The sequence below is a fragment of the Streptomyces sp. 8N706 genome (assembly GCF_052245415.1).
Lineage (GTDB): Bacteria > Actinomycetota > Actinomycetes > Streptomycetales > Streptomycetaceae > Streptomyces.
In genome coordinates this window covers 20,253-33,651 of sequence record NZ_JBQQBW010000077.1, presented here as the reverse complement: position 1 = coordinate 33,651, position 13,399 = coordinate 20,253, and the positions used below count along the sequence as shown (strand labels likewise).

Annotated in this window: 10 protein-coding genes; 4 read left to right on the top strand and 6 right to left on the bottom strand. The window is 70.6% G+C overall.

Annotation, left to right across the window (positions count from 1 at the left end):
• Nucleotides 1-445: PfkB family carbohydrate kinase (locus ACTWQE_RS24395; protein WP_443331177.1), on the bottom strand; the 445-nt coding region annotated here is incomplete at its 3' end.
• Nucleotides 446-745: 300 nt separating this feature from the next.
• Here ACTWQE_RS24395 and recD2 point away from each other — a divergent pair.
• Entirely contained in the window at nucleotides 746-2,986 is a 2,241-nt protein-coding gene (gene recD2 / locus ACTWQE_RS24390; RefSeq protein WP_443331176.1) for an SF1B family DNA helicase RecD2, read from the top strand.
• Between the two features lie 160 nt (nucleotides 2,987-3,146).
• A complete protein-coding gene (locus tag ACTWQE_RS24385) occupies nucleotides 3,147-4,436 on the top strand; it encodes a citrate synthase (RefSeq protein ID WP_443331175.1) in 1,290 nt (429 codons plus the stop codon).
• Between the two features lie 534 nt (nucleotides 4,437-4,970).
• Here the strand turns inward: ACTWQE_RS24385 and ACTWQE_RS24380 are convergent.
• Both ACTWQE_RS24380 and ACTWQE_RS24375 read right to left on the bottom strand, forming a co-directional pair.
• Nucleotides 4,971-7,247, bottom strand: a complete 2,277-nt coding sequence (locus ACTWQE_RS24380; protein WP_443331174.1) for a heavy metal translocating P-type ATPase — start codon at nucleotides 7,245-7,247, stop codon at nucleotides 4,971-4,973.
• A 92-nt stretch (nucleotides 7,248-7,339) separates the two neighbouring features.
• Nucleotides 7,340-7,576 carry a heavy-metal-associated domain-containing protein gene (locus ACTWQE_RS24375; protein WP_443331173.1) on the bottom strand — a complete coding sequence of 79 codons (237 nt, stop codon included), beginning with the start codon at nucleotides 7,574-7,576 and terminating at the stop codon, nucleotides 7,340-7,342.
• Between the two features lie 283 nt (nucleotides 7,577-7,859).
• On the opposite strand from ACTWQE_RS24375, the gene ACTWQE_RS24370 reads away from it, so the two are divergent.
• Entirely contained in the window at nucleotides 7,860-8,552 is a 693-nt protein-coding gene (locus tag ACTWQE_RS24370) for a DedA family protein (RefSeq protein ID WP_443331172.1), read from the top strand.
• A gap of 63 nt (nucleotides 8,553-8,615) precedes the next feature.
• Here the strand turns inward: ACTWQE_RS24370 and ACTWQE_RS24365 are convergent, their stop codons facing one another.
• Nucleotides 8,616-9,206 (bottom strand): TetR/AcrR family transcriptional regulator, encoded by a 591-nt coding sequence (locus tag ACTWQE_RS24365; RefSeq protein ID WP_443331178.1) that lies wholly within the window; start codon nucleotides 9,204-9,206, stop codon nucleotides 8,616-8,618.
• Between the two features lie 192 nt (nucleotides 9,207-9,398).
• Between ACTWQE_RS24365 and ACTWQE_RS24360 the strand changes: the two genes are divergently transcribed.
• Nucleotides 9,399-11,672 carry an MMPL family transporter gene (locus ACTWQE_RS24360; protein WP_443331171.1) on the top strand — a complete coding sequence of 758 codons (2,274 nt, stop codon included), beginning with the start codon at nucleotides 9,399-9,401 and terminating at the stop codon, nucleotides 11,670-11,672.
• 78 nt (nucleotides 11,673-11,750) lie between these two features.
• Here ACTWQE_RS24360 and ACTWQE_RS24355 read toward each other — a convergent pair whose 3' ends face one another.
• Both ACTWQE_RS24355 and ACTWQE_RS24350 read right to left on the bottom strand, forming a co-directional pair.
• On the bottom strand, nucleotides 11,751-11,948 hold the full coding sequence (locus ACTWQE_RS24355) for a helix-turn-helix transcriptional regulator (RefSeq protein ID WP_443331170.1): 198 nt from the start codon (nucleotides 11,946-11,948) through the stop codon (nucleotides 11,751-11,753).
• Between the two features lie 397 nt (nucleotides 11,949-12,345).
• Nucleotides 12,346-13,383, bottom strand: coding sequence for a Gfo/Idh/MocA family protein (locus tag ACTWQE_RS24350; protein ID WP_443331169.1), 1,038 nt, complete (start codon nucleotides 13,381-13,383; stop codon nucleotides 12,346-12,348).
• Nucleotides 13,384-13,399: the final 16 nt, after the last annotated feature.

Below are 13,399 nucleotides of genomic sequence, written 5' to 3'. Positions count from 1 at the left end.
CCGCCACCGTGACCGGCGGGATCTCCAACTGGAGGGAGATCACCCGCGCGGCGGCGAGCAACGAGCCGGCGTTCCGTACGTCCTCGGGGGTGAGCCGGGCGTTGGCGCCGGGGGAGACGACGATGCTGTTGTCGCCGGAGGGGTCGACGGTGATGAGCGCGACCCCGGTCGGAGCATCGCCGATCAGGACCCCGACGGTGTCGACGCCCGCCGCGCGCAGGGACTCCAGAAGCAACCGGCCGTGGGCGTCGTCTCCGATCCGGGCGAGGAGCGCCGTACGGGCGCCGAGCCGGGCGGCGGCGACGGCCTGGTTGGCCCCTTTGCCACCCGGATGGGTGGCCAGGTCGGAGCCGAGGACGGTCTCGCCCGGCTCCGGGCGGCGGTCGACACCGATCACCAGGTCGGCGTTGGCCGACCCTACGACCAGCAGGTCGTAGCCGTGCATCCGTGCTCCTTTCCGGGCTGTCCGGCGATCCTGGAACGAGCTTGACGGCGTTGCCTACGGTCAGCTTGCCGAACTCCTCCGGCCCGCGCGCGACGGTCGCACGGCCCGCGGCGACAGTCGGCGGCCGGCATGCGGGCCCCGACGGGATCGAGGCCGTCCGGCACCCCGCCGGAGCCGGTCCCCTCCACCGGCATGCCCCCGGCCCCCTGGCGGCAATGCCCCGAAACGGAATCGTGACCGGCCGGACGGGCCGTCCACAGGGCCGTACGGGCTGTCGGTGCCCGGCGGTACCGTCGTTGCATGGTGCAACTGGCGGTCCTCGAAGGGGTCCTTGAGCGGATCACCTACGCCAATGAGGAGAACGGCTATACGGTCGCCCGGGTCGACACCGGCCGGGGCGGCGGTGACCTGCTGACGGTCGTGGGGTCGCTGCTTGGCGCACAGCCGGGCGAATCCCTCCGGATGGAGGGCCGCTGGGGCTCGCACCCGCAGTACGGCCGCCAGTTCACCGTGGAGAACTACACCACCGTGCTCCCGGCCACCGTCCAGGGCATCCGCCGTTATCTCGGTTCGGGGCTCATCAAGGGGATCGGCCCGAGGATCGCCGATCGGATCGTCGACCACTTCGGCATCGACACCCTCGATGTCATCGAACAGGACACCGCGCGGCTCATCGAGGTCCCGGGCCTCGGTCCCAAGCGCACCCAGCTGATCGGCGCGGCGTGGGAGGAGCAGAAAGCGATCAAGGAGGTGATGGTCTTCCTCCAGGGGGTCGGCGTCTCCACCTCCATCGCGGTGCGGATCTACAAGAAGTACGGAGACGCCTCCATCTCGGTGGTGAAGAACGAGCCCTACCGGCTGGCAGCCGACGTCTGGGGCATCGGTTTCCTGACCGCCGACCGGATCGCCCAGGCGGTCGGCATCCCGCACGACAGCCCGGACCGCGTCAAGGCGGGCCTCCAGTACGCCCTCTCGCAGTCCGCCGACAACGGCCACTGCTATCTGCCCGAGGAGCAGCTGATCGCCGATGCGGTGAAGCTCCTCCAGGTCGACACCGGACTGGTCATCGACTCGCTGGGCGAGCTGGCGGGCGAGGAGGAGGGCGTGGTCCGGGAGCCGGTACCCGGCCCTGAGGGAGGCGAGCCGGTCTCCGCCGTCTATCTGGTGCCCTTCCATCGCGCCGAGCTCTCCCTGGCGGGGCAGCTGCGACGGCTGCTGCGCACCGAGGAGGACCGGCTCCCCGCCTTCCGGGCCGTGGAGTGGGACCGCGTCCTGGCCTGGCTGGCCGGCCGTACGGGTGCGGACCTGGCCCCCGAGCAGCAGCAGGCGGTGCGGCTCGCCCTCACCGAGAAGGTCGCCGTGCTGACCGGTGGGCCCGGCTGCGGCAAGTCCTTCACCGTGCGGTCGGTGGTCGAGCTCGCCCGGGCCAAGAAGGCCAAGGTGGTCCTGGCGGCCCCGACCGGCCGGGCGGCCAAGCGGCTCTCCGAGCTGACGGGGGCGGAGGCCTCCACGGTGCACCGGCTGCTGGAGCTCAAGCCGGGCGGTGACGCGGCGTACGACCGGGACCGGCCGCTGGACGCCGACCTGGTCGTGGTCGACGAGGCCTCGATGCTCGATCTGCTGCTCGCCAACAAACTGGTGAAGGCGGTGCCGCCGGGCGCCCATCTGCTGCTGGTGGGCGATGTGGACCAGCTGCCCTCCGTGGGCGCGGGAGAGGTGCTGCGGGATCTGCTCGCACCGGGCAGCCCGGTCCCGGCGGTGCGGCTCACCCGGATCTTCCGGCAGGCACAGCAGTCGGGCGTGGTCACCAACGCGCACCGCATCAACTCCGGCGTGCAGCCGCTCACTCAGGGGCTGCCCGACTTCTTCCTGTTCGCCGAGGACGACACGGAGGAGGCGGGGCGGCTGACGGTGGATGTGGTGGCCCGCAGGATCCCGGCGAAGTTCGGTCTCGATCCGCGCCGGGATGTCCAGGTGCTCACCCCCATGCACCGCGGGCCCGCCGGGGCAGGAGCTCTCAACGGGCTGCTCCAGCAGGCCGTCACCCCCGCCCGTCCCGACCTTCCGGAGCGGCGTTTCGGCGGCCGGATCTTCCGGGTCGGCGACAAGGTCACCCAGATTCGTAACAACTACGACAAAGGCGCCAATGGGGTCTTCAATGGGACGGTGGGCGTGGTGACTTCGCTGAACACCGTGGACCAGCGGCTGACCGTGCTGACGGACGAGGACGAGGAGGTGCCGTACGACTTCGACGAACTGGACGAACTCGCCCATGCCTATGCGGTGACCATCCATCGCTCGCAGGGCAGTGAGTATCCGGCGGTGGTGATCCCTGTCACCACCAGCGCGTGGATGATGCTCCAGCGCAACTTGTTGTATACAGCGGTCACACGTGCAAAACGGCTGGTCGTGCTGGTCGGCTCGCGCAAGGCGCTGGGTCAGGCGGTCAGGACCGTCTCAGCCGGACGGCGCTGCACGGCCCTGGATCACCGCCTCAGCGGGGCCGTACGGAGTGATTCCCGGCCCGAGCGCGTTTCCTAAACGGGGCGGAGGGGAGCAGGATGGCACCCGCACGCGCGGCACTGCGTGCCACATTTGGGCTTTGCGGCCGACCCCGAGTGCACGGACACGCGGCAAATGGGGGAAGCTGGAGATAGTCAGGGCACCTCGAAGTAGAGGCACAACGTCGGTGAGGGATGACGTGAGCGACAACTCTGTAGTACTGCGGTACGGGGACGGCGAATACAGCTACCCGGTGGTCGACAGCACTGTCGGCGACAAGGGCTTCGACATCGGCAAGCTCCGAGCCCAGACCGGTCTGGTGACCCTGGACAGCGGTTACGGCAATACCGCCGCGTACAAATCGGCTGTCACCTACCTCGACGGCGAGCAGGGCATCCTCCGGTACCGCGGGTATCCGATCGAGCAGCTCGCCGAGCGCAGCACCTTCCTCGAGACGGCGTTCCTGCTGATCAACGGCGAGCTTCCGACGGTGGACGAGCTGGCCGCGTTCCGCACCGAGATCACTCAGCACACGCTGCTGCACGAGGACGTCAAACGCTTCTACGACGGCTTCCCGCGCGACGCGCACCCGATGGCGATGCTGTCCTCCGTGGTCAGCGCGCTGTCCACCTTCTACCAGGACAGCCACAACCCCTTCGACGAGCAGCAGCGTCACCTCTCGACGATCCGGTTGCTCGCCAAGCTCCCGACGATCGCCGCGTACGCGTACAAGAAGTCGGTCGGCCACCCGGTCGTCTACCCGCGGAACGACCTCGGCTATGTCGAGAACTTCCTGCGGATGACCTTCTCCGTGCCGGCCGCCGAGTACGACCTGGACCCGGTCGTGGTCAGCGCACTCGACAAGCTGTTCATCCTGCACGCCGACCACGAGCAGAACTGCTCGACCTCGACCGTGCGCCTGGTCGGTTCCTCGCAGGCGAACATGTTCGCCTCGATCTCCGCGGGCATCAGCGCACTGTGGGGCCCGCTGCACGGCGGCGCCAACCAGTCGGTGCTGGAGATGCTCGAGGGCATCAAGAACTCCGGCAGCGACGTCGACACCTTCATCCGCAAGGTGAAGAACAAGGAAGACGGCGTGAAGCTCATGGGCTTCGGGCACCGCGTCTACAAGAACTTCGACCCTCGGGCGAAGATCATCAAGGCGGCGGCGCACGATGTCCTCTCGGCGCTCGGCAAGTCCGACGAGCTGCTCGACATCGCTCTGAAGCTCGAGGAGCACGCGCTCGCGGACGACTACTTCGTCGAGCGCAAGCTGTACCCGAACGTGGACTTCTACACCGGTCTGATCTACCGGGCCATGGGCTTCCCGACCGAGATGTTCACCGTGCTGTTCGCGCTCGGCCGGCTCCCCGGCTGGATCGCCCAGTGGCACGAGATGATCAAGGAGCCGGGCTCCCGTATCGGCCGCCCGCGCCAGATCTACACCGGCGTCGTCCAGCGCGAGTTCGTCCCCGTCGAGAAGCGCTGACCCTCCCGGGCCGCACGCCGTCCGTGCTGCCGTGGACCTCGCGTCGTCCGGGGCCGGCGGAGAGCGGAAAGCGCCCCGCGATCGATCCCCCCACGGGTCGATCGGCGGGGCGCTTCCCTTTTCCCGGATCGGATTCCCCCCACGGGATCCGGCCGGGCGTCTGCTGGCCGCAGAAGCTTCAGATGCCCCTGTGCGCTCTGCCGGGACGCGTACGGACGGGAGGGCCGCTCAAAGCTCCCCGGGCACGTGCCCCGGCCACGCACGACCTGATCCGTCCCCCAAGACGGACCCTGTCCGGGCCGATGCCCTCACTCCGCCGGGAGCGCAGCATCGCACGGTTAGACTCACGACCCCCTGAAATGGTTACGTGCGGTTCACTGTGATCTGGGTCTCTAGCCATAAGTACACCAACACGGGCAAGAGCCTCGATTTGAAGATCGAGACTCTTGCGTAGACGTGTTGTGACCCATGTGGGGATTATGTAAAAGTCCCAGCGTTATGTGAAGAGCTGGGACCGGCGTGATGGTGTGCGGCTCAGGAGAACCTCCTCAGCCGGAGGCTGTTCGTCACGACGAACACCGAGGAGAACGCCATGGCCGCCCCGGCGAGCATCGGGTTGAGAAGTCCGGCGGCGGCCAGGGGCAGGGCGGCGACGTTGTAGCCGAAGGCCCAGCAGAGGTTGCCCTTGATGGTGGCCAGCGTCGCGCGGGAGAGCCGGATCGCGTCCGCCGCCACCCGGAGGTCGCCCCGTACGAGCGTGAGGTCGCCCGCCTCGATCGCCGCGTCCGTGCCCGTCCCCATGGCCAGGCCCAGATCCGCTGTCGCCAGCGCCGCCGCGTCGTTGACGCCGTCGCCGACCATGGCGACCGTACGGCCCTCGTCGCGCAGCCGGCGTACCACCGCCACCTTGTCCTGGGGCAGGACCTCGGCGATGACCTCCTCGATACCCACCGCGCGGGCCACCGATGCGGCCACGGCCCCGTGGTCACCGGTGAGCAGCACCGGCGTCAGCCCCAGTCGGCGCAGCTCGGCGACCGCCTCCGCACTCGACTCCTTGACGGCGTCGGCGACCGTGAGCACGCCGCGCGCCACGCCGTCCCAGGCGACGATCACGGCGGTACGGCCCTCCGCCTCGGCCGTGGCCTTCATCTCCGCCAGCCCTTCGGGCAGTTCGATCGAGTGCTCCGCGAGCAGCTTCTCCCGGCCGACGACCACCAGGTGTCCGTCCACGAGGCCCTGGACGCCCAGCCCCGCGACGCTCTCGAAACTCTCCGGTACGGGCAGCGAGCCGGCGCGCTCGACGGCTCCGGCCGCGACGGCCTGGGCGATCGGGTGCTCCGAGGCATGCTCGAGCGAGCCCGCCAGGCGCAGCAGATCCCGTTCCGCCGCACCGTCGGCCGTGAAGACGTCCTGAAGGGTCATCCTCCCGGTGGTCACCGTGCCGGTCTTGTCCAGCACGACGGTGTCCACGCGCCGGGTGGACTCCAGGACCTCGGGGCCCTTGATGAGGATGCCGAGCTGGGCGCCCCGGCCGGTTCCGACCATGAGGGCGGTGGGCGTCGCCAGCCCCAGGGCGCAGGGGCAGGCGATGATCAGTACGGCCACGGCGGCGGTGAAGGCCGCGGTCACCTCGCCCGTCGTCAGCAGCCAGGCCACCAGGGTGCCGGCCGAGATCAGCAGCACCAGCGGCACGAAGACGGCGGAGATCCGGTCGGCGAGCCGCTGGACCTCCGCCTTGCCGTTCTGGGCGTCCTCGACCAGCTTGGCCATGCGGGCCAGTTGGGTGTCCGCGCCGACCCGGGTGGCCTCCACGACCAGCCGGCCCGCGGCGTTGACCGTCGCGCCGGTCACGGCGTCGCCGACCTCGACGTCCACCGGGACCGATTCGCCGGTCAGCATCGCGGCGTCCACGGCGGAGCGGCCCTCCACCACCGTGCCATCCGTGGCGATCTTCTCGCCGGGGCGTACGACGAAGCGGTCGCCCACGGAGAGCCGGCCGGCCGGGATGCGCTCCTCACGGCCGTCGGCACGGAGTACGGCCACGTCCTTGGCGCCCAGCTCCAGCAGGGCCCGCAGCGCGGCGCCCGCCCTCCGCTTGGACCTCGCCTCCAGCCAGCGGCCCAGGAGGATGAAGGTGGTCACCCCGGCGGCGACCTCGAGGTAGATCGTCGACGCCCCGTCCGCGGGGGTGGCGGTGAGGTCGAAGCCGTGGCGCATGCCGGGCATTCCCGCGTCGCCGAGGAACAACGCCCACAGGGACCAGCCGAACGCGGCCAGGGTGCCGACCGAGACGAGGGTGTCCATGGTGGCCGTGGCGTGCCGGGCGTTGGTCCAGGCGGCCCGGTGGAAGGGCAGCGCGCCCCACACCACGACGGGTGCGGCCAGCACCAGGGAGAGCCACTGCCAGTTGTCGAACTGCAGTGCGGGAACCATCGCCATCAGCACCACGGGCACCGACAGCGCGAGCGAGACCAGCAACCGCTCGCGCAGCGGGGTGAGCTCTCCGTCCTGGGCGGCCTGCCGGTCGCTCCCGGGACGGTCCTCGGGCTCGGGGGGCGGCGGCTGCTCGGCCGTGTAACCGGTCCGCTCCACGGTCGCGATGAGATCGGCGACCTCGACCCCGGGGCCGTACGCCACTCTCGCTTTCTCCGTGGCGTAGTTGACGGTGGCGGCGACGCCATCCATCCGGTTGAGCTTCTTCTCAAGGCGTGCCGCGCAGGACGCACAGGTCATCCCACCGATCGTGAGTTCGACCTGAGAGGTGTCCGTGACGGTGCTCTCCGGTGGGGCGGCGCCGGCCGTGCTGGTCATGCGAGTCTCCTGGGAGCAAGGGCCGGGTCGTACGGCGTCCGTATGAGCGGGGCGGTACGCGCCCGGCGGGGATTCCGGCAGGCAGAAGGCTGTCAGGCCCGGCCCACGAGCTCGTAACCGGCCTCGTCGACCGCGGCGCGGACGGACTCCTCGTCCAGCGGGGCCGAGGAGGTGACGGTGACCAGGCCGGTGGCGGCCACGGCCTCGACGGAACTGACGCCGTCCAGCGTGGAGACCTCCTCGGTCACCGCCCCTTCGCAGTGACCGCAGGTCATACCGCTGACCCGGTAGGTGGTGGTGACGGAGCCGGTCGTCGTCTCGGCGGTCATGGCGCTCTCTCCTGTTCGGTGCGTACGGGGGTCGTGCTCATCCGGTTGCGTCGGGCTGTGCCGGGGTTCCGGGTGCAGTCCGTGCCTTGTGGGAACATCATACCCCCAGGGGGTATTCCCCTCCCGTGCGGGGGCGGTCCGTGCGGGCGTGTTCCCCCAGGGTCTCTCCTCAGGCTCGCCCGGACTCCCCCGAGTAGGCTTTATCCCAATGGCCCGTATTCATCTGCTTCGTCCTCCGGGCCGATGCGATGGGTGGCGCGGCTCCTGATGAGGGACGGGCGTCATGGATGTGCTGTGGACCTACGCGCTGCTGGCGCTGACGACTGTCCCGCCCCTGCTGCCGAACTCCGGACTGCTGGTGGCCGCTGGGGTTCTGGCGTCGCGGGGGAGCCTGGACATCGCGCTCGTGCTGTTCGTCGTCGCCGGCAGTGCCCTCCTGGGCGACCTGCTGATGAACCTCTCGGGCCGCCGGTTCAGCGGCCCGGTGCAGGGCTGGATGGGGCGCAACCGCAGGCGCACGGTCCTCCTGGAGTGGACGACCGCACGTATACAGCGGTACGGAGTGCCGTTCGTGATCGCCTCGCGGTTCCTGCCCGGCGGTCGGCTGGTCGCCGCGCTCGCGGCAGGTGTGGTCCGTTATCCCGTGCGCCGGTATCTGATCGGCGCGGGCGTGGCGGAGGCGCTCTGGGCGACGTACTCCGTGGGTCTCGGCTATCTGGGCAGTGCGGCGGCGGGTGAACCGCTCTACGCCGTCGCGCTCGGGATCGGGGTGTCGGTGCTGGTGGCCGGGGCGGGCGGACTGGTGCAGGCGGCAACCGGCCGTACGAGGCGCTCGCGCGACCGGGCGGCGGCGGTCGTGGTCGCCCGCGGCGGCCAGGCGCCCGCTCCACCGCCGCTCGGACGCCCTGACGGGGTGAGCGCGAACGGCGAGGCGGTGGGCAGTACTTGCTGTGCCTCCGCGTGCCCGGGGAAGTAGCCGGAGCAGGTAACCGCACGCTCGCCCCGGGGCACGTACGCGCTCCGGGGCGCCGGGCGGTGGTCAGTGCGGGACCGACTCCGCCCCGGCCCCTGCCTCGGCGATGGGGGCGAGGTAGCGGTAGAGCGAGGCCTTCACCTCGGCCACGTACGCCTCGCGCTCGGCGCCCTCATGGGCGAGGACGAGCTCGAGCCCGGCCTTGAACAGCGCGAACGCCATCTGGGCGGTGCGGACGCGGTCCTCGGCGGGCAGCCCGGGGGCGTAGTGGGCGATGACCACCTCGACCCGGGCCAACAGGGCCGCGTGCAGGGCGTCATGCGCCTCCACGATTCTGCCGGGCACATCGGAGCCGTGGATCAGAGCGAGGGAAACCGGGTTCTGGCAGTTGAACTCGATCAGCGGGTCGATGACGGCGTCCATCATCTCCGCGAGCGGGAGCGCGGTGTTGGCTTCGTCGAGGACCTGGCCGACCGCCTCGCGCATCCCATGGGTGAGGCGCTCGCCCAGCTCGACGGCGATGGCCTCCTTGTTCGGGAAGAACTGGTAGAGCGTCCCGGGTGAGACGCCTGCCTCGCGAGCGATGGCGTTGGTGCTCGCCGCGGTGTACCCCACCTTGCAGAACACGCTGGCAGCGGCGTCGAGCAGCTGCGCCATACGGCGCTCGCCGCGCGCCTGCCGGCGGCGGGGCTTCTCGGCCTCGGCTGGCTCGGTGTCCGACACGCGTCATCCCCGGATCTCTGAGGGCGGTTGACAAACACGAGTGGTCGCTCGCATTGTTGGGGAACGCGAGCGGTCGCTCGTATTTGCCAGCTTATGGCAACCAAGGGGGAAGGGGACACCTGCGCGATGTCTGCTGTCAACCAGCGGATCGGGGGCTGGACCAGGGCGGTCACCGCCCGGCCGCGGATCTCACTGCTGCTCGCCCTGCTGTTCACCGCGCTCGCCGTAGTGGCCGGAAGCGGCGTGGCCGACCGGATGGGCAGCGGCGGCTGGGAAGCGCCGGACGCCCAGTCCTCGTATGCGAGAACGGCTCTGGAGCGCGCATTCCCGGCCTCTCAGCCGAACCTGATACTCCTGGTCGACAGCGGCAGGGCAGGCGTGGACGACCGGGCCGTCGCCGCGGAGGCGGGAAAGCTGGCGGAGCGTCTCGGCAAGGAGAAGTCCGTCACCGGCGTCTCCTCCTACTGGGCCACCCGCTCGCCCGCGCTGCGCGCCGAGGACGGCCGTGAAGCGATGATCACCGCGCGGCTCACGGGGGACGAGAAGGCCACGTCGAAGACGCTCGAGCGCATCGCACCGGAATTCCGGGGGAAGCACGGCCCGGTGGAGGTGTCCCTCGGCGGACCGGTGGCGGTCCGGCACGAGTTGCAGACCACCATCCAGGACGACCTGCTGCGGGCCGAGTTGATAGCCCTGCCCGTCACCCTCGTGCTGCTCGTCATGGTCTTCGGCAGCGCCATTGCCGCCCTGCTGCCGCTGGGCGTCGGCATCGTGGCGATCCTCGGCACCGACGCGGTGCTGCGCGGTATCACCGAGTTCACCGATGTATCGGTCTTCGCGCAGAACCTCACCACGGCGCTCGGCCTCGGCCTCGCCATCGACTACGCCCTGTTCATCGTCCGGCGGTTCCGTGAGGAGCTGGCCGCCGGGGCCGAGCCGCTGCCCGCCGTGGCCGCGACCCTGCGGACCGCCGGGCGCACCGTGCTCTTCTCCGCGCTCACCGTCGCCGTCTCGCTCGCCGCGATGCTGGTCTTCCCGCAGTACTTCCTGCGCTCCTTCGCCTACGCCGGGATCGCTGTGGTGCTGCTCGCCTCGGCCGGGGCGCTCATCGTGCTGCCCGCGGCTCTCGTCCTCCTCGGCCACCGGGTGAACGCACTGGACCTGCGCAAGCTCCTGCGCCGCGGGCGGCCGGGCAAGGAGAGCGGCGGAAGGGGCTGGGCGTGCATCGCCCGGCTGGTGATGCGACGCGCGCCGTTCTTCGCGGTCGCCACGACCGGAGTGCTGGTGCTGCTCGGACTGCCGTTCCTGGGCGTACGCTTCGGCACCGCCGACGACCGGCAGTTGCCCTCGACGGCGGAGTCCCATGTCGTCCAGCAGCACATACGCGACGGCTTCCCGGGCAGCCCCGGCGGCGCGGTGGAGGTGCTGGCGGAGGGTGGTCCGTCCGCCCCGGAGCTGGCGGACTACAGCAGCCGGATCTCTGCACTGCCGGGCGTGCTGCGGGTGGACGGCCCGACAGGCCAGTACGTCCAGGGGGAGCGCACCCGGAAGCCGGGGCCCGCCGAGGCGGCCCGCAGTACGGGCAGCGCGGCCCAGATCAGCGTGCTGCCCGAGGGCGAGGCCGTGGACGCCGCCGGCCAGGACCTGGTGCGGGAGATCCGGGCGGAGTCCCCGCCGTTCCGCACCTCGGTCACTGGCACGGCCGCCGTTCTGGTCGACTCCAAGGACGCCATAGCCGACCGGCTGCCGTGGGCCGTCGCGATCGTCACGGTGGTCACCCTTGTGCTGGTCTTTCTGCTCACCGGCAGTGTGCTGATACCCCTGCAGGCGGTGATCCTCAACGCCCTCAGTCTCACCGCGATGTTCGGCGCCGTGGTGTGGGTGTTCCAGGACGGGAATCTGTCCGGACTGCTGAGCTTCACCTCCACCGGTGACATCGAGACCACCCTCCCGGTGCTGATGTTCTGCGTCGCCTTCGGGCTGTCCATGGACTACGGCGTCTTCCTGCTGTCCCGGATCAAGGAGGAGTACGACCGGACCGGTGACCATCACGGTGCGGTGGTGTTCGGGCTCCGGCGGACCGGTGGGCTCATCACGGCGGCAGCCGTCATCCTCGCCGTCGTCATGGTGGCCATCGGCACATCGAGGGTGACCAACACCAAGATGCTGGGCCTGGGGATCGCCCTGGCCGTCCTCATGGACGCGATGGTGGTGCGCAGTCTGCTCGTTCCGGCGGTGATGCGGCTCACCGGGCGCGCCACCTGGTGGGCGCCGCGACCGCTGCGCCGACTGCATGCCCGTATCGGACTGAGCGAGGGGGAGGGCCCGGCGGAGCACGACCCGGATCCACGCCGGGAGCCTGCATCGGACAAGGACCCGGTAGGCGCCGGACGTTCCTGACCCTGTCCCGCGAGCCGGGTGGTGCAGGCGGTGTCGGGGCGAACCTCCCGGACCCGCGAAGCCGCCCGAACAGGCTCCCTAGCGACGGCCTCCCCGGTTGCCCGGCCGTCTGGACACCCAGGTGCGGATCGTGTCGGCGTACCAGTAGGGCTTGCCGCCCTCCACGAGATCGGGGGGCGGCAGCAACCCGTGCTTCCGATAGGAGCGGACGGTGTCGGTCTGTACGCGAATATGTGCCGCGATCTCCTTGTAGGACCACAGCCTTCGGTCGGTCATCCGAACGCACCTCCTCGCGGATACCGCAGCGGCGGCCCGGGGAGCCGGCGGGGGAGCTGCGATGCCACCGCTGATGATCAGTCAGCCTGTGTCCGGTGAACGACAGGGAGTGACCGCGAGGAAGGGCTGTCGACCGGCTGTGACAGGAATTTCGCGAACCGGTGACAACTGGCGCTGGAGTCGGGGGCCGCAGGAGTGGGACGGGACCGGCGGAACTCGGTCGCGGATCACCTCGGACGAGACTGGTGAACAACTCGTGGAGTCGCTCTGTCGGACGGGACCCTCGGCCCGCGCACCGACCTCCGCCGGCCGGGACCTGGGGTCCGCTGGCCGATCTCCGTCGGGCTGGACCCCGGATCCGCTCGCAGAACTTTGTCGGATCAAACGAACATCGTGATCAGCTCGCCGAGACCCGTCGGAGGAGACTTGTGATCCGCTCGCCGATCTCTGTCAGCCGGACCGGGCGGTGTTCGGCACGGGAGAGTTCACAGGCTTCGGCGACCAGCAGGGCGTGCAGGGCCTCCTCACCGGAGCAGGGGTTCGGGGCCTCACCGCGGGCCGCCCGGACGAACGCCGCCAGTTCGGCCCGGTAGGCGGGGGCGAAGCGCTCGAGGAAACCGGTCCAGGGGTGCTCGGGAGCGGCGGGTCCGTCCGGCTCGGCGGAGGTGAAGGGTGTACGGGCGTCCAGCCCGACCACGAACTGGTCGCGCTCGCCGGCGAGTTCCATGCGTACGTCATAACCGGCGCCGTTGTAGCGGGTGGCGGTCGCGGTGACGAGGGTGCCGTCGTCCAGGGTGAGCAGGGCGGCGGCCGTGTCCACGTCCCCCGCCTCCCGGAAGAAGGCGGCCCCACCGTTCGCACCGGTGGCGAACACCTCGGTCACCTCCCGGCCCGTCAGCCAGCGTACGGCGTCGAAGTCGTGTACCAGACAGTCGCGGATCAGCCCGCCGGAGAGCGGGAGGAAGGCGGCGGGCGGCGGACCCGCGTCGGAGGTGAGCGCCCGGATGGTGTGCAGACGGCCGAGCCTGCCCTCCCTCAGGGCCTGCCGCGCCGCCCGGTAGCCGGCGTCGAACCGCCGCTGGAACCCCATCTGCAGTACGGTTCCGGCCGCTTGGACCTCCCGCAGGGCGCTCAGCGTCCCCGCGAGGTCCAGGGCGATGGGCTTCTCGCAGTAGGCGGGCAGTCCGGCGCGTGCCGCCCGGGTGATCAGTTCGGCATGCGAGGCGGTGGCGGTGGCGATCACCACCGCGTCGATGTCCGCCGCGAAGACGGAGTCCACCGACTCGGCCGCCCGCGCCCCGATCCGCTCGGCCAGTTCGGCGGCCCGGCCGTGGTCCACGTCCCCGATCAGCACGTCGTCGACACCGGCCGTGCCGAGCAGAGCCTCCGCGTGGAAGGCGCCGATGCGGCCCGCGCCGAGGAAGCCGATGCGCATGGGGATCCCCTGCCTT